Genomic DNA, 15,564 nt, shown 5'->3' with positions numbered 1-15,564 from the left:
GACACTGGTTGTTCAAAAATCAGGCCACCAATCTCACGCGAGACGCCTGTTATATCGGCATTATAGAAACAATGTTTCATTTTTCCGTGATCGTGGTTTTATTTTATAAAACATTCTTCCTATTTTCACCACCTGTTTCAGATCTAATGAAAAGATTCGGACAGATAAAGTGCAGGATCGATGAATCAATAAGCGCAGAAATAACAAAGGCCCGAGTGGGCCTTTGGGAAGAAAATTACCGTGAATTACTTCAGGTACTCACCGGAGCGCAGCGCCTCGATGCGCTTATCCAACGGCGGGTGTGACATGAAGAGCTCGCTGAAGGATTTCGATTTTCCGTTAATGCAGAAGGCCATCATGCTGCCCTCCTCCTGCGGTTCGTAGCTGGTCTTCAGGCGTTGTAGTGCCGCGATCATTTTTTCACGCCCCACCAGCTTGGCAGAGCCGGCATCTGCATGGAATTCACGATAGCGTGAGAACCACATGGTGATAATGCTGGCAAGAATACCAAATACCAGTTCCAGCACGGTAGCAACGGCAAAATAAACCAGCGGATTGCCGTTACTGCTTTCGCCTTCATCACGATTACCGGACAAGAAACCGGAAACGACCTGAGCGATCAGGCGAGAGATAAAGATAACGAAGGTGTTTACTACGCCCTGAACCAGCGTCATCGTTACCATGTCACCATTCGCGATATGACTAATTTCATGCGCGATAACCGCTTCAGCCTCGTCACGACTCATGTTTTGCAGCAAACCCGTGCTCACCGCCACCAGAGAAGCATCACGACGAGCTCCCGTCGCGAACGCATTGATGTCTGGCGCATGGTAAATAGCCACCTGTGGCATCGCGATCCCAGCCTGCTGTGACTGTGAACGCACCGTTTCCACCAACCAGCGTTCGGTTTCGTTACGTGGTTGTTCAATGACCTCACCGCCAACGGACCGCAACGCCATCCATTTAGACATCAGCAGTGAAACAAACGCACCGCCAAAGCCAAACAGCCCAGCCATAATCATTAAGCCCTGGACACTGCTGGACTGAATTCCCGTCAGGCTGAGTACCAGCCCGAAAACCAACATCACCGCCAGGTTGGTGATCAGGAAAAGCGCAATACGCATCATAAAGGTCTGATTTCCTCTCGCAGAAAAATAAAGTTTACAACACCTACATCGTATGGGTTGTCGTGGTATTTTCAAGTATTCTTAACTTTTCAGTTACTAAATCCACATAACTTTACATTTTTCAAGAGGAAAGCGGCATCTTGTCTGCTGGTAGCCCTGATAGATCAGCGTACTAGCGTTGACCGAAAATCGATAAATGCAGCGGCGTGATCGACCTGAATCGCACCGACACCAGCTCGAATGAGTGCCCCCCATACAGCGTCAGGATCGACTAAGGCGCGAGTATCGCTGTAATCTAGCGGATGCGCACAATCCAGTGTGTTTACCCAGATACGTACGCCAAGCCGTTGAAATTCAGCATACGTCTCAACCAATGTATCAATATGATCAAAATTGGCTTCCACCATGGCAACGCCAAAATCGTCAATTTGCCGCAGAATATCGACGGTTTCCCCTCGTTGGAGGTCGATCAACGGCATGTACGGTATCTGGGAGTCCGCCGACGGTGAAACGAGAGGAAAACGGGCAGCAGCAAGATGGATAGGACTTTTCATGATCGCCCCCGCACTGAGACCTTTATCACGAATATCGCGAGCGATGACACCAAATTCCCGCTCATTTTTCACATCCACATTGATAACAATACGCCCACGCGCCTCTTCGAGTACCTCGTACAACAGCGGGATTTTTTCGTTACTTAACGGCCATGCCGAACTGCCATCACTCCCGCGTAGACGCGCCTGGCGAATTTCTGCCAGCGTCATCTTGCCAACCTTCCCCCTCACATTGCTTGTGCGATCGAGTGTATTATCATGAATCACGACAACATGGCTATCAGCCGTTAATTGCGCATCTATCTCCACGATATCAACCCCCAATCGAATGGCTTCGCGCAGCGCCGCCAGCGAATTTTCCGGTGCCGACGCCCAGACACCGCGATGTGCTACCGTCAGAACCGCCGTGTTTTGCGCCGCAATCAATTCCTGAGTTACGCCTTTACTTTGCTTTGTCATCAGTCAAAAACTCCACATAAACGGGGAACATCATGAATGACGGGAAACCGACTGCGCAAAATGCTGCAACAGAAGATCACCACGCGAAACCACATTGTCCAACGCCTGCTGCGGCGTTTCTTGCTCTGCCCAGACTTTCTCCAACTCTTCGTCCATGATGGTACGGATTTGCGGCATATTGCCTAATCGGAATCCACGCGTATAAGGTAAAGGCGGCTTATTGGTGAGCTGTTTCATGGCAACATCGCTGCCGGGGTATCGGGCATAAAAACCTTGCTCACGCGTCAGTTCGTAAGCGGGTTGCGTCACCGGAAGATAGCCCGTCATCTGGTGCCATTCGGCAGCATTTTCCGGCAGCGTCAGGAAATGTAGGAATTCAGCGATCCCTTGATAATGCGATGCGGCTTTCCCTTTCATGGCCCAGAGACTTGCACCGCCGATGAACGTATTCTGCGGCGCACCTTTAGCGTCTTCGCTGTAAGGCAACATGCCTACACCGTAATGAAATTTGGCATAGTTCTGAATCTTACGTAACCCACCCGACGAGGTCGTCAATATGCCGCAATCGCCGTTATAAAAGCGCGTAGTCCCCTCGTCATTGCGACCAAAATAGCTGAACTCTTTCTTCTTCATCATCTCCGCAAGCTGGTTGATATGTGCGACCTGCAACGGACCGTTCACCAGCAAATGCGTATCGACACCGTCGAATCCATTGTTTTTTGTCGCGATCGGCAATCCGTTCCACACGCTAAAAGCTTCCAGCAATATCCAACCCTGTTGCCCGGCATTCGTGTAGCCGCATGTCATCCCGCGCTGACGCAGTCGTGCCGCATCGTAGGCCAATTCGTTCCAGGTCCGTGGGGGTTTATCGGGATCGAGTCCTGCTTTGATAAAAGCATCTTTGTTGTAGTAGAGAACGGGGGTTGAACTGTTAAACGGTTGGGAAATCAAATGCCCGGTTTGGCTGTCGCTATAAAACAATGCTACCGCAGGCAGAAAGGCTTTTTCATCATTGTCGATACCGACCTGTTTGAACAGGTCATACACCGGAACAATCGCCCCGCTGTGCATCATATTCGGCGTACCGACATCATAAACTTGCAAAATATCCGGTGCATTACCGGTGCGATAAGCGGCAATACCCGCAGCCAGCGTCTGCTCATAGCTACCTTTATAGATAGGTTCAACATGATATGTCGTCTGAGATGCGTTAAACCGATTGACCAGCCGTATCAATTCGGTATTCAGATTGCTGTCCATGCCATGCCAGAATGTCAGTTCAACCGCCGCTCTGGCAGAGAGAGGGATAAGCAAAACCATACTTAACAACATCGAAAAAACAGATGTGAACCTAAACCGAATCATCATGTTATTTTCTCCGGCTACGCTTTGTTTTTAAAGAAAGTTATTTTTAAAGAAAATTATTTTTAAGGAAGCCCGCTTCAGGAAAAGGCGTGCCAATAACGACGCTAGAGTTCGCCTGTGACACGTGGATGACGATAAAAGTGGTGAACTGTATCGCGATATTTCAGCAGATGAAGAGAAGGTATTATGTAGCAGGAAAGGGGTAGCTTCGCGCTGGACAGCATGTGTCATGTCCAGCGCGATATTCCGTCAGTGTGGGATTTTATTAACTTTGCGCATGTGCCATGTCCGCACGCATTGCGTCAGTAACAGGTTGATGCTTAGGTGGTTTAATCCACAAGGTAATCAGCAGCGAGACGACAGACATAATGATAATTGCCATAAATGTCGCCTGAAAGCCCCCAAGTTGGGCGGCGATAAATGAGCCAGACAACGCGCCGATACCGAATCCCTGATAAATCACGCCGTAATTTTTGCTGTGATTTTTCAGGCCAAAGAAGTCGCCGACAATCGCCGGGAATACCGTGATATTGCCACCAAAGCAAAAGGCAATCGCACTGACGCAGATAAAGAACAAAATTGGGCTAAGCGGCAGAAAAGTCATCACTGACACCGCAAGAATAGTTACAAACAGCGTAAAGCTAATGACTCGCATACGTCCGACATTATCGGAAAGTGCACCAAGCACAATACGCCCAACGGTATTAAAAATCGCAATCGCAGAAACTGCATTTGCCGCCGTCGCCATATCCATTCCGGCCATTTGCACGCCGATATCTTTCACAATCCCGATCAAATACAGGCCGCTCATGCACGCCGTGAAAAAGATAATAAACAGCAAATATGATTCTTTGGTTGCCAACATCTCGGCCAGCGAGAAATCACTCGACGATCCCTGAACCGCAGCCTGCTGCACGGGTACCGCAGCAGGCTCTTTCAGCAATGAACTCCCGACCAGAATCATCGCCATAACGATAATTCCCCAGTAGAAAAAGGCGTCTGAGACACCGACTTCCGCAATCAAAAAGCTGTTTACGTATTTGAACAACAGGCTTCCGGTACCAAATGCACCAACCGAAATACCCGCGATCAGCCCTTTACGGTTAGGGAACCATTTAATCAAATTGGACAGCGTCGTGATGTAAGCCGTGCCGTCTGCAAAGCCGACAACCACCCCCATCAGCAGATAGATCAACGTCAACGACGGACTCACTGCACTTGCCATCAGACCGATACCCAGTGCAATGCCGGCGATCATCGTTAAGCGGCGCAGGCCAATACGCTCCTGAAATTTACCGGCAAACAGTGTTGCGAATGCCAGACAGAAACTGGTGATTGAAAACGTCGTTGCCACAGCGCTCAGCGCCCAACCAAATTTATCCACCAGCGGCTGGTTGAATAAACTCCAGGTGTAAATCGTGCCGAGTCCCATTTGGGTGATAATCGTACCGAGGACAATGACTCCCCGATTAACAGGTTTAGCATTCATGGGTTTTCCCCTACATCAAAAATTAGTCCGATTCGCTCGGCACGCTAAAAAATATAAGCTGATGTGGAGAAGAGAGAATCCATCAAAACACTGTCAGCTTATGGGCTGGGGTCAGTATACAAGCGGGCTGACAGTGGTTGATCGAATGGGGAATGAGATGCCTGAAACGTGGAATGAAATGCCTTTAAAGACGCATCAATGACCTGAACGCCTTTATCTTGCTTCGACTTACCGGAACTTCAAAATCCAGATCGTTCAATCGCAAGATATAGGTATTGTTAAACCACGGTACAATTTCACGGATCTTCGTCAGGTTGACGCAGTAAGAGCGATGGCAACGGAAGAAATAGTCTTCCGGTAAGCGATTACAAAACTCCGTAATATTCATCGGCATGATGAACTCCTCACGGCGGGTATAAACCAACGTGACCTTTTCCTGCGCGGCAGCATAGTAGATATTATTAATATCCGTGACGATAATCCGTTCGTCTTTCATCAAATTAATCGTTTGCTGGGCGCCTCTCGGAGCACCTGCATGCACGCCTGTTTCAGCAGTTGGGGCAATTTGCCGCAGTTGCCAGGTCGCTTCCAATTTACGCAACATCGTGATGATACGAGATTCATGATACGGTTTGAGAATGTAATCGAAAGCCTCGACCTCAAAGGCTTCGACCGCGTGCTCTTTATACGCCGTAATAAAGATGATATAGGGCTTGTGTGCGAATTTGCTGATATTTTGCGCCAGCCATACACCATCTAACGACGGAATATTGATATCTAAGAAGATCGCATCGACGTCGTTATGTTGCAGATACTTCAGGACATCCAGCCCATCATCGAATGTTGCCTCAATCGTAATATCACTGTGCTGCTTAATAAGGTAACTGAGCTCCTGCTGTGCGAGGAACTCATCTTCAACAATAATGGCTTTCATGGGTTGCCTCCTCTGTTTTCAGCAGCAGAATAAGTCGACGACGGCACCAGAACGGTATCTGGCAATGCCGACGGTGTTTTATCTTCTCGTGGAATGTAGAAATAAATCTCGGTTCCGGGTTCCAGACGGCGAATATGCAGACCATCACCATAGAGCAAACGCACCCGATGATGGACATTCAGCAGACCAATCCTATTCCCCGGCAACTCATTGCGCGCAACGCGTTCCATCGTTTCCTGGCTGATGCCATGACCCGTATCTTTTACCGCGACGAGCAGTTTGTCGCCCTGTTCCTTAACGGACAGCACCACGGTTCCTTTGCCTCGGCAAGGCTGAATACCATGAACAATTGCGTTTTCTACCAGCGGCTGAATTAATAAGCTAGGGATCTTATACGACAGGTCGTCGTCAATATCGTAAATCACCGTTAATTTGGCACCGAACCGCGCCTGCTCAATCGCGATATAATCTTGAATTTGGTACAATTCTTTTTTTATATCGATCAGCGCATCATCGTTGAGTTCGAGGTTATAGCGCAAATAGCGAGACAGGTTGATCACCAACTGGCGCGCCGTATCGGGATTAATACGAATCGATGAGGAAATCGCATTGAGCGCATTAAAAAGAAAGTGCGGATTGATCTTACTTTGTAGCGCTCTCAGTTCCGCTTTATTTGCCATATCACGCAGTTGCTCTGTGCGGGACACTTCAATTTGCGTTGACATAATTTGCGATAAACCAACGGCCATCACGCGTAATGAATAGGTAATTTTATGGGCGTGACGGTAGTAAATTTTCAATGTGCCAGTTACCTGCCCATGCTCCCATAGCGGGATGACAATCATCGAATGGATTTCCGGTGTTAGATGCTGTTCATCATTATTTTTAATGATAATTTTTCCATCATGGATCGCCTGCTGCGTCATCGGGCTGATAATATCGTGACCGATATTATATTTGTCTTCTCCAATCCCCACGTAAGCCTGAATGTGCTGCGTATTCGTTATCGCTACAGCATCCGCATTTATTTCAGTGCGAATGATCCGACAAATGGCCGTCAGTGAATCACTGTTAATGTTGCGGAAATACGGCAGCGTCTTGTGTGCAATATCCAGCGCGAGTTTGGCTTGTCTGGCGGCAATGACCTCTTTTTCATTCGCCACGCTCTGTACCAGTAATACGATCAGGCCAATACATACAGAGCCAAGAATCATCGGCACTGCGATTTTTGACACAATATCCAGCCCTAACTCGATCGGCGTTGCCCATACCACAACTAGCAACATCGTTAACGACTCACACAGCATTCCACCCAGAATTCCGATGCTCCACTGCTGCTCTTTTTTGACTTTCTTATTGATGTAGCCAGAAGTGATACCCGCGATGATGCTGGTAATCAGACAAGGTACGGAGGTAATGCCATCAATATCAATTAAATAACGGTGCGCCCCCGCAATGATGCCAGTCGCAATACCCACCCAAGGGCCAAAGAGAATGCCGCCGGACATCACAGCAATCACGCGTACGTTGACAAGCGACCCTTCTACATTAATGCCGGAATAGGTACCGAACAGCGCAAACAGTGAAAAGATGGCCGTCACCGTCACCCGCTCTCTCAGCGAATGTTGCTCTTTTTGCAACAATTGCCGGAACTGGCGCGTCCTCGTCAGGAAGAACAGGCAAATCAGCATCAAAGCGGCGCGGTCAAAGACCGCAAGGAGCATCTCAAATATTTCGTGCACGGGACATCCGGTACTGGGTTACAAGCCAGCACTATAGAAAAAATGTGATCCATATTCCACTTTTTAGTCTACTAACAACGCGAAGAAGGTGTTAAAAAATGAAAGCCAGCAAGCGCTGGCTTTCAGGAAAGATTTTTGTAGTACAACAGCTTACACGTCAATTGGTTTATTCAACTTCAGTAGCTGGGTAAACTCTTCTGCGGGCATCGGATGCCCGAACAGATATCCCTGCGCTTCTTCACACCCTTTGCCTCGCAGCCGCTCACTCTGCTCTAACGTTTCAACCCCTTCTGCAATCACACCCAGACCAAAACTTTTTCCAAGATAGAGGATTGCCCTGACAATCGCTGCATCCGGCGGAGATTCACACATCGTTCTGACAAAGGTTTGATCGATCTTCAGCCGAGTCACCGGGTAGTTTTTCAGCATACTGAGAGACGCATAGCCCGTCCCATAGTCGTCAAACGCAATCCCGATTCCCGCATCCCGCAGCGTTTTCAATGGCTGTAACATATTTTCATCGTAACGCAGAATGATATTTTCCGTGATTTCAAGCTCCAGCGAGCTTGGGTGCAACCCTGTACGAGCGAGGGTATCCATAATTTTTTGCGCCAACATGCCAGTACGAAATTGCGCACTGAAAAGGTTAATACTAATACGGAAGTAGCTATTGCTGGCCTGACACCATTCTGCTGCCTGCCTACAGGCCGTTTCTACGATCCAATCCCCTACCCGTTCTGCCCACGGACCATTCTCCAGTGCAGTAAGAAAGGCGGCAGGGCCAAGTAAACCTCTCTCAGGGTGACGCCAACGTAACAACGCCTCAGCACCAACAATCTCATTTGTTGCCAGTTTTACCTGTGGTTGATAGAACATTTCAAATTCATGCTGCTCATAAGCTCGCACAAACTCTAACTGGAAAGCATGCTTAGCCTGAAAGACTTCAAGCAGTTCGCGAGTGAAAAAACGATAACAATTCCGACCTTCAGATTTCGCCTGATACAACGCTAAATCTGCACTGGTCAAAAGATCCTGCACGGTCACGCCATATTCTGGGTACAGCACAGCACCAATACTGGCACTAATATTGATTTGATGGTCGTCAATAATCATTGCCTGCGAAATTTCATGAATAATTTGCTCGGCAATTTTACCCGCGACCCTTTTATCACTCAGGCCCGGAAACAGCAGCGCAAATTCATCTCCGCCCATTCTCGCAACCACATCACCGGAACGAACTGTCGCTTTTATTTTTTTTGCAACGTGTACCAAAATATCATCGCCGCTTGAGTGCCCCAGGCTGTCATTAACATCCTTGAACCCATCCAGATCGACCATCATGATGCAGACCGCAGGCTCATTCTTGAGCGCGGTTTCTAAATTTGATGTCAATAATGTCCGGTTTGCCAATCCCGTCAGTGGGTCCATGTGCGCCAGTAAAAACAGTCGCTCTTCGTTGCGCCGACGCTCAGTAATGTCACGCAATATCGCGCCATAGCTAACATTGTCATTGTCTTCCCACATAGAAACCGACAGTTCAACTGGAACCCGACTACCGCTTTTGGCTTGTACGTTCAGCTCCAGCGTCACCCCTTTCATCAGGGAATCGCGGTCAGTTACCAGATGATTAAGCTGTACGATAAAGGCATCAGGTACGATGCTATTAATATTTTGGCCGATAATTTCATCATCGCTGTATTCCAACATCTTCTCTGCGGCTGCATTCCAGAAGGTAATCATCCCCTTCTCATTAACGCACAAAATCGTATCGGGCGAGGTATTGGCAATATTTTCAAAACGTACCTGACTGGCTTTACGCGCCAATTCCAGACGCCGCATTTCCAGCTTGTCCATGACCAGTGACGCCAGATCCTGCAAATTGTGTTCATCACGCTTGGAGAATGCTGCTCTGGGCTTCAAATCAATAACACATAACGTGCCAATAGCATGCCCAGACGGCGTAATTAAGGGTATCCCTGCATAAAAACGAATATAGGGAATTCCGACAACCAGCGGGTTATTTTTGAATCGCACATCCTTGAGTGCATCAGGCACCACCATAATCTTTTTCTTCAAGATCGTGTGGGCGCAAAAAGAGATATCGCGTGGCGTTTCGCAAAAAGGAACACCTACGCTGGCGGCAAACAATTGACGCTCAGCTTCCACCAACGAGACTAAAACGATGGGGGCGCTAAAAATGTTGGCAGCCAGACTAATCAGGTTGCTCAGACTCGGATCGAACAGTGCGTTCTTAACTCCATACTCACGAAGAGCAGCAAGACGTTTGTCTTCATCTTTGCTTATTGGGGCACGACTCATGGGTTCCCCCCTCCCATCGTATTAATGTTCAGATTAGACAAAAGGTTAGCTATAAATCCAAAATATTGCAGCAATGAGCACGACAAGAGCAACACCAGGCCAACGTGAGTAAACCAAGGCTCTTTTTCTCGCCAGAGAGTGGCTGAATGTTGAGTATGGCAAAAGATTCAAACTCTATCATCCCTTCGAATCATTAATAATAACAAGTGGAAGCATCAATTAAGATGATAGATGAAAAGCGAAATAGAAAGCTATCGATGAACTCACAACGTGCGGTGATGAAGACAAAAAATAAAGAGAGGGGTTGGCATATTCAAATACTTATTACTGGATAACGACAACGTATTATCAAGCTATTAACAGAATATAGCCAACCAAGGCATCATCAGGCGGGAAAATAGGTTATTGAATGCTCTGGGGTGTCATTCTTCGCTCGGATAACAACATCCCAAACCCCCGTATAAGGGACGGTTAAATACACTTCACCTTCAGCATAACGGCAAATAGAATCCTGCGTATAACTGTTCGCTTCAGCCATCGTTTCCTGTTCACCATTGCTCATTTTTACTTCAAACGTATTAGCACACCGGACAATTACCGTATCACCGCCAAACAGACTTAAACACGTGCGAATTACAGACATACATCCTCCGCGACACGCAGTCATGCGCATGCATAATAAAACGAATTCATTGGTTATATTTCCCACAACGGGATTTCCATCAAAGCAAAATGGTTGCAGCCAGATTGTGATTTAGATCAAATGACACACAGGTTTAAGTCAAATCAGGGAGTGAAATAAGACGATACTATGGCTACCTGACATTTATTAGGATTTTTAATAGTCCGGCGATAGCGTTTATTTTGATGTTATCTCATACATCCGTGCAGTTTTTTTGCGCGGCATAACAACTTAAATTGTTTTCATGGTTGTATTTATGATTTCCCTCGCACACCAACTATACATAGCTTTGGTTTTTTTAAACAAGATTAATATCCGCTTGATAAATTACAACTTAGGTTGTAAATTGAGTGAATGAAAACGACACTTGCAGAACGATTAAAGACCGCCAGAACTGCACAAGGGCTTAGCCAAAAAGCTCTTGGCGACATGATTGGTGTATCTCAGGCCGCCATACAGAAGATTGAGGTGGGGAAAGCGTCGCAGACAACCAAAATTGTTGAGCTTTCCAATGCACTCCATATTCGCCCTGAATGGTTGGCAAATGGCGAAGGCCCAATGCGTAGCGACCGAGTGGTTCGATCGCTCCAGGAATCGAGTATTCCGCCAGCATCAAAATGGGGCACCGTATCAGCTTGGGACAGCACGACAGAACTATCAAAGGACGAGGTGGAAGTGCCTTTTTTAAAGGATATTGAATTTGCCTGCGGCGACGGACGCATTCAGAGTGAGGATTACAACGGCTTTAAGCTCCGTTTTTCTAAAGCAACACTGCGTAAGGTTGGCGCAAACACTGACGGTTCAGGTGTTCTTTGTTTCCCAGCAGCGGGTGACAGTATGGAACCCATCATCCCGGATGGAACCACCGTCGCCGTTGATACCAACAACAAACGCATCATTGATGGAAAGCTCTACGCCATTGCTCAGGAGGGCAGCGGCAACGATAAACTCAAGCGAATCAAACAACTTTACCGCAAGCCTGGTGGCCTTCTCGTCATCCATAGCTTTAACCGCGATGCGGATGAAGAAGCTTACGAATCAGAGGTCGAGATCATCGGTCGCGTGTTCTGGTATTCGGTATTGTTATAGCTCGATATAGGTAATTTTTCGCTTACGCCCTATCGTTTTTTCCTCTCACCCCAAAGCCGGTGCATCGGCTTTGGTTCATACATCAAAAACGTTTACCCTCGCCCAGATAACCTTACCCACGCGTCACAGTTTTATACAATCATCGTGCTATTGTTTCATCACCCCTTGTTGATGTTGTGTTATTCCTCCTGTCTATGTGTTGCTTTCCCGCCCTGTGGCGGGATTTTTTTTACTCCTCCATCGAGTTTTTTGGCGTATAGCCTCACAGGCTGCCATTTCGATTTACAACCAAAAACAACCTGAATTAAAACTAAAGATGTTGACATGAAAACAACTATAGTTTTAAATGAACACATAACGCGGTTGTTATTCCTCGGATAGCAATACTCGAACTCTCACATAAACAGTAATTATTTTCTTTAAGGATAAGGTGATTTATGACTGAGCCACAATTTCGCAGTAAGGGTCCTGAACTTCTGGTCGAACTTTCTCAACATGTTGCCGACACGGTCAAAAACGTCACAGAGTTAGATCCACAAACTGCCGAACTAGTCGGCAACGCCGTTGCCAAACATATGATGAGCGTATGGGGCGGACAAAACGTTTATTTCCCGATGGGAATATCCTGGCGCGCGTCTCAACGCGACCTTCAAATCTATAAAGAATTCGACGGCCGTAATCACAGCGCGTTGGCCAAAAAATATAATGTCTCACTGCAATGGATTTATAAAATTGTCAGAACGATGAGAAAAGAGGAGTTGCAGGCAAAAAAACAATTTTCGGAGTAATTAAAAGGTGATAAATTAAAAAACATGAAATAGATGATTTAATAAGTACAACAACCTCTTCTTTTAAGAAAAAAAATCTAAATCATCCGAATTGAGGCAAATGCAGAAAAATATTTCTATACGCTGACACCAACCAACACACGCTGTTTGAAATATGAAAGATATATTAAAATATAATACCGCAAGGTAATTAATAGGATGAGTGCATTTTGTTCTCATCCTATTATTTCCAACGTTTAACCTTAGAAACCCCTTCCAATACGATATCCAGTCAGGCTATAGCGAGCAAACCAGTTCCAATCCTCTTATTCAACGCAGTCAGCTAAAAAACAAACATGCATTTATAATGCATAAATCAATTTTTAACCGCTAAGAGCGTGATAACGTTGCTTCACGATCCCTTCGGTGCGCTGAATGCACCGAGTGAAAAAAATAAATGGGGGCAATTGAGAGCAATGAGTGAGAAAGCAAGAAAACGGTGGCAGCGTCGTCCCGGAACAACGGGTGGCAAACTTCCTTGGAACGACTGGCGCAACACTCTGACCTGGCGCAGAGCAACACAAATTCTACTACTGACGATCAACATCTATATCGGCGTCACTTTCTATTTTTGGGTGCGTTATTTTGAAACTGGCGGTACAAGCTTTTATATGTCAAGGCCAGGCGGTATTGAGGGCTGGCTGCCGATTGCCGGATTAATGAATGTTAAGTTCACATGGGAAACGGGCAATCTTCCCCCTATCCACCTTGCATCAATGCTATTGCTTCTCGCCTTTATTCTCACCAGCCTATTGCTGAAGAAATCGTTTTGCTCTTGGCTGTGCCCTATTGGCACGATTTCGGAGTGGGTGGGTGCATTGGGGAAAAAACTGTTTGGACGTCACTTCACTCTTCCCAAGTGGCTAGATATTCCGCTGCGTAGCCTGAAATATCTATTATTAAGCTTTTTCCTCTATATCGCTTTATCGATGCCAGCTCAGGGCATCTATATGTTTCTGATGTCACCCTATGGTTTGATCGCCGACGTTAAAATGCTCGGTTTCTTTCGCAATATCGGCACCATCACGCTGGTCTGTATCTTTCTCTTTATGTTTGCCAGCCTGTTTATTCGCCATTTTTGGTGTCGATACCTCTGTCCTTACGGCGCACTCTTAGGCGTATTTTCGCTGCTGTCTCCCTTCAAGATCCGTCGTAACGCCACCAGCTGTATCGACTGTGGCAAATGCGCCAAGGCATGTCCATCTAACATCCCGGTGGATAAACTGATTCAGGTGAGAACAGCAGAATGCACAGCCTGCATGACCTGCGTCGAATCCTGCCCGGTGGCATCGACGCTCCATTTTTCATTGATGAAACCTTCAGGTTCGCAGGAAAAAAGCAGTTCCGCAGCAAAACCGCTATGGCGAAAAACCGCGTTGTCCGGTATTACGATGACCGTACTGGTACTGGGTATCCTTTTCGGCATGATCGGTTTCGCAATGTATACCGGAGGCTGGGACAGCCCGATTCCCGAACACATGTACTTCCGGCTCATTCCCGATTCACAGAACATTGGCCATTAATCACAGCGGACAAAGTCAACGGTGGTTAATACAAAACAGGATAGTTTTGGGGAAAGGAGCTTAAGGGAAAAATTAAGGGGCCAGAATTGGCCCCCATCATTATAACCTGCGTTAAAGAGCAGATTACATGTTGTCAATGATGTCCTGCGCGAACTCGCTACATTTACGCAGCGTAGCGCCTTCCATCAGACGTTCGAAATCGTAAGTCACGGTCTTGTTCTTGATCGCGCCTTCAACGCCTTTAACAATCAGGTCAGCTGCTTCGAACCATTGCAGGTGACGCAGCATCATTTCAGCAGACAGAATAACGGAACCTGGGTTCACTTTATCCTGACCGGCATATTTCGGTGCCGTACCGTGCGTGGCTTCAAACAATGCGCACTCGTCACCAATGTTAGCACCCGGAGCAATACCGATACCGCCAACCTGTGCTGCCAGTGCATCAGAAATGTAGTCACCGTTCAGGTTCATACAGGCGATCACGTCATATTCAGCAGGACGCAGCAGAATTTGTTGCAGGAATGCGTCAGCGATAACATCTTTTACCACGATATCTTTGCCGGTGTTCGGGTTCTTAATCTTCACCCATGGGCCGCCATCGATCAATTCACCGCCGAATTCTTCACGCGCCAACTGGTAGCCCCAGTCTTTAAACGCGCCTTCGGTGAACTTCATGATGTTGCCTTTGTGCACCAGCGTGAGGGAATCACGGTCGTTGGTAATCGCGTACTCGATCGCCGCGCGAACCAGACGTTTGGTACCTTCTTCGGAACACGGTTTCACACCGATACCACACTGCTCAGGGAAACGGATTTTGCTAACACCCATTTCTTCACGCAGGAATTTGATCACTTTGTCTGCTTCAGCAGAACCCGCTTTCCACTCGATACCCGCATAAATGTCTTCGGCGTTTTCACGGAAGATCACCATGTCAGTCAGCTCAGGCTGTTTAACCGGGCTAGGTGTACCTTCGTAGTAGCGTACCGGACGCAGACAAACGTACAGATCCAACTGTTGGCGCAGCGCAACGTTCAGAGAACGAATCCCACCACCGACTGGCGTTGTCAGCGGGCCCTTAATCGCTACACGATATTCACGGATCAAATCCAGTGTTTCATCCGGCAGCCAAACATCTTTACCGTAAACTTGCGTGGATTTCTCACCCGTATAGATTTCCATCCAGGAAATCGCGCGCTTGCCCTGATAGGCTTTCTTCACAGCGGCGTCTACTACGTTAATCATGGCAGGCGTTACATCGATACCAATGCCGTCACCTTCGATAAACGGGATAACCGGATTGTTCGGAACAACCAGTTTGCCTTGAGCATCAACCGTGATTTTCTGACCTTCTGTCGGTACAACTACTTTGCTTTCCATTAACCTCTCCTTCGAGCGCAATTTTGTTAATGACTTGTAAGATGCGTGTCAATACTACTTGAATATTTAGCCCGCGC

Annotated in this window: 12 protein-coding genes; 3 read left to right on the top strand and 9 right to left on the bottom strand. The window is 47.2% G+C overall.

Annotated elements, in window-relative coordinates:
• Nucleotides 1-245: 245 nt before the first annotated feature.
• The 8 genes from htpX to A6301_RS00350 form a co-directional block, all read right to left on the bottom strand.
• A complete protein-coding gene (gene htpX / locus A6301_RS00385) occupies nt 246-1,127 on the bottom strand; it encodes a protease HtpX (protein WP_107170612.1) in 882 nt (293 codons plus the stop codon).
• Between the two features lie 164 nt (nt 1,128-1,291).
• Entirely contained in the window at nt 1,292-2,140 is an 849-nt protein-coding gene (locus A6301_RS00380) for a glycerophosphodiester phosphodiesterase family protein (RefSeq protein WP_234256836.1), read from the bottom strand.
• Nucleotides 2,141-2,170: 30 nt separating this feature from the next.
• Nucleotides 2,171-3,508: a sn-glycerol-3-phosphate ABC transporter substrate-binding protein UgpB gene (ugpB, locus tag A6301_RS00375; RefSeq protein WP_370642153.1), complete on the bottom strand. Its 1,338-nt coding sequence runs from the start codon at nt 3,506-3,508 to the stop codon at nt 2,171-2,173.
• 262 nt (nt 3,509-3,770) lie between these two features.
• A complete protein-coding gene (locus tag A6301_RS00370) occupies nt 3,771-4,994 on the bottom strand; it encodes an OFA family MFS transporter (RefSeq protein WP_107170615.1) in 1,224 nt (407 codons plus the stop codon).
• 184 nt (nt 4,995-5,178) lie between these two features.
• Complete coding sequence (locus A6301_RS00365) at nt 5,179-5,928, bottom strand: LytTR family DNA-binding domain-containing protein (protein ID WP_234256834.1); 750 nt, start codon at nt 5,926-5,928, stop codon at nt 5,179-5,181.
• Nucleotides 5,925-7,670 carry a sensor histidine kinase gene (locus tag A6301_RS00360; RefSeq protein ID WP_107170618.1) on the bottom strand — a complete coding sequence of 582 codons (1,746 nt, stop codon included), beginning with the start codon at nt 7,668-7,670 and terminating at the stop codon, nt 5,925-5,927. Before A6301_RS00360 ends, A6301_RS00365 begins: the two co-directional genes overlap by 4 nt.
• 150 nt (nt 7,671-7,820) lie before the next feature.
• Nucleotides 7,821-9,989: an EAL domain-containing protein gene (locus A6301_RS00355; RefSeq protein ID WP_205542313.1), complete on the bottom strand. Its 2,169-nt coding sequence runs from the start codon at nt 9,987-9,989 to the stop codon at nt 7,821-7,823.
• A gap of 385 nt (nt 9,990-10,374) precedes the next feature.
• Nucleotides 10,375-10,632 (bottom strand): hypothetical protein, encoded by a 258-nt coding sequence (locus tag A6301_RS00350; protein ID WP_215484267.1) that lies wholly within the window; start codon nt 10,630-10,632, stop codon nt 10,375-10,377.
• 393 nt (nt 10,633-11,025) lie between these two features.
• On the opposite strand from A6301_RS00350, the gene A6301_RS00345 reads away from it, so the two are divergent.
• From A6301_RS00345 to A6301_RS00335, 3 genes are all read left to right on the top strand, one after another.
• A complete protein-coding gene (locus A6301_RS00345; RefSeq protein ID WP_215484268.1) occupies nt 11,026-11,760 on the top strand; it encodes a helix-turn-helix transcriptional regulator in 735 nt (244 codons plus the stop codon).
• Nucleotides 11,761-12,197: 437 nt separating this feature from the next.
• A complete protein-coding gene (locus A6301_RS00340) occupies nt 12,198-12,548 on the top strand; it encodes a Mor transcription activator family protein (RefSeq protein WP_234256833.1) in 351 nt (116 codons plus the stop codon).
• Between the two features lie 455 nt (nt 12,549-13,003).
• Nucleotides 13,004-14,110: a 4Fe-4S binding protein gene (locus A6301_RS00335; RefSeq protein ID WP_234257168.1), complete on the top strand. Its 1,107-nt coding sequence runs from the start codon at nt 13,004-13,006 to the stop codon at nt 14,108-14,110.
• Nucleotides 14,111-14,233: 123 nt separating this feature from the next.
• Here the strand turns inward: A6301_RS00335 and icd are convergent, their stop codons facing one another.
• Nucleotides 14,234-15,487: an NADP-dependent isocitrate dehydrogenase gene (gene icd, locus A6301_RS00330; RefSeq protein WP_005968922.1), complete on the bottom strand. Its 1,254-nt coding sequence runs from the start codon at nt 15,485-15,487 to the stop codon at nt 14,234-14,236.
• Nucleotides 15,488-15,564: the final 77 nt, after the last annotated feature.

Source organism: Pectobacterium sp. IFB5596, assembly GCF_021432585.1.
Lineage (GTDB): Bacteria > Pseudomonadota > Gammaproteobacteria > Enterobacterales > Enterobacteriaceae > Pectobacterium > Pectobacterium punjabense.
This window is presented reverse-complemented; position numbering and strand designations above follow the sequence as displayed.

Coding starts and splice junctions, on each gene's coding strand:
- A6301_RS00335 (WP_234257168.1), top strand. CDS start 13,004: ATGAGTGAGAAAGCAAGAAAACGGTGGCAGCGTCGTCCCGGAACAACG.
- A6301_RS00355 (WP_205542313.1), bottom strand. CDS start 9,989: ATGAGTCGTGCCCCAATAAGCAAAGATGAAGACAAACGTCTTGCTGCT.
- A6301_RS00370 (WP_107170615.1), bottom strand. CDS start 4,994: ATGAATGCTAAACCTGTTAATCGGGGAGTCATTGTCCTCGGTACGATT.
- htpX (WP_107170612.1), bottom strand. CDS start 1,127: ATGATGCGTATTGCGCTTTTCCTGATCACCAACCTGGCGGTGATGTTG.
- A6301_RS00340 (WP_234256833.1), top strand. CDS start 12,198: ATGACTGAGCCACAATTTCGCAGTAAGGGTCCTGAACTTCTGGTCGAA.
- A6301_RS00345 (WP_215484268.1), top strand. CDS start 11,026: ATGAAAACGACACTTGCAGAACGATTAAAGACCGCCAGAACTGCACAA.
- icd (WP_005968922.1), bottom strand. CDS start 15,487: ATGGAAAGCAAAGTAGTTGTACCGACAGAAGGTCAGAAAATCACGGTT.
- A6301_RS00350 (WP_215484267.1), bottom strand. CDS start 10,632: ATGTCTGTAATTCGCACGTGTTTAAGTCTGTTTGGCGGTGATACGGTA.
- A6301_RS00380 (WP_234256836.1), bottom strand. CDS start 2,140: ATGACAAAGCAAAGTAAAGGCGTAACTCAGGAATTGATTGCGGCGCAA.
- ugpB (WP_370642153.1), bottom strand. CDS start 3,508: ATGATGATTCGGTTTAGGTTCACATCTGTTTTTTCGATGTTGTTAAGT.
- A6301_RS00365 (WP_234256834.1), bottom strand. CDS start 5,928: ATGAAAGCCATTATTGTTGAAGATGAGTTCCTCGCACAGCAGGAGCTC.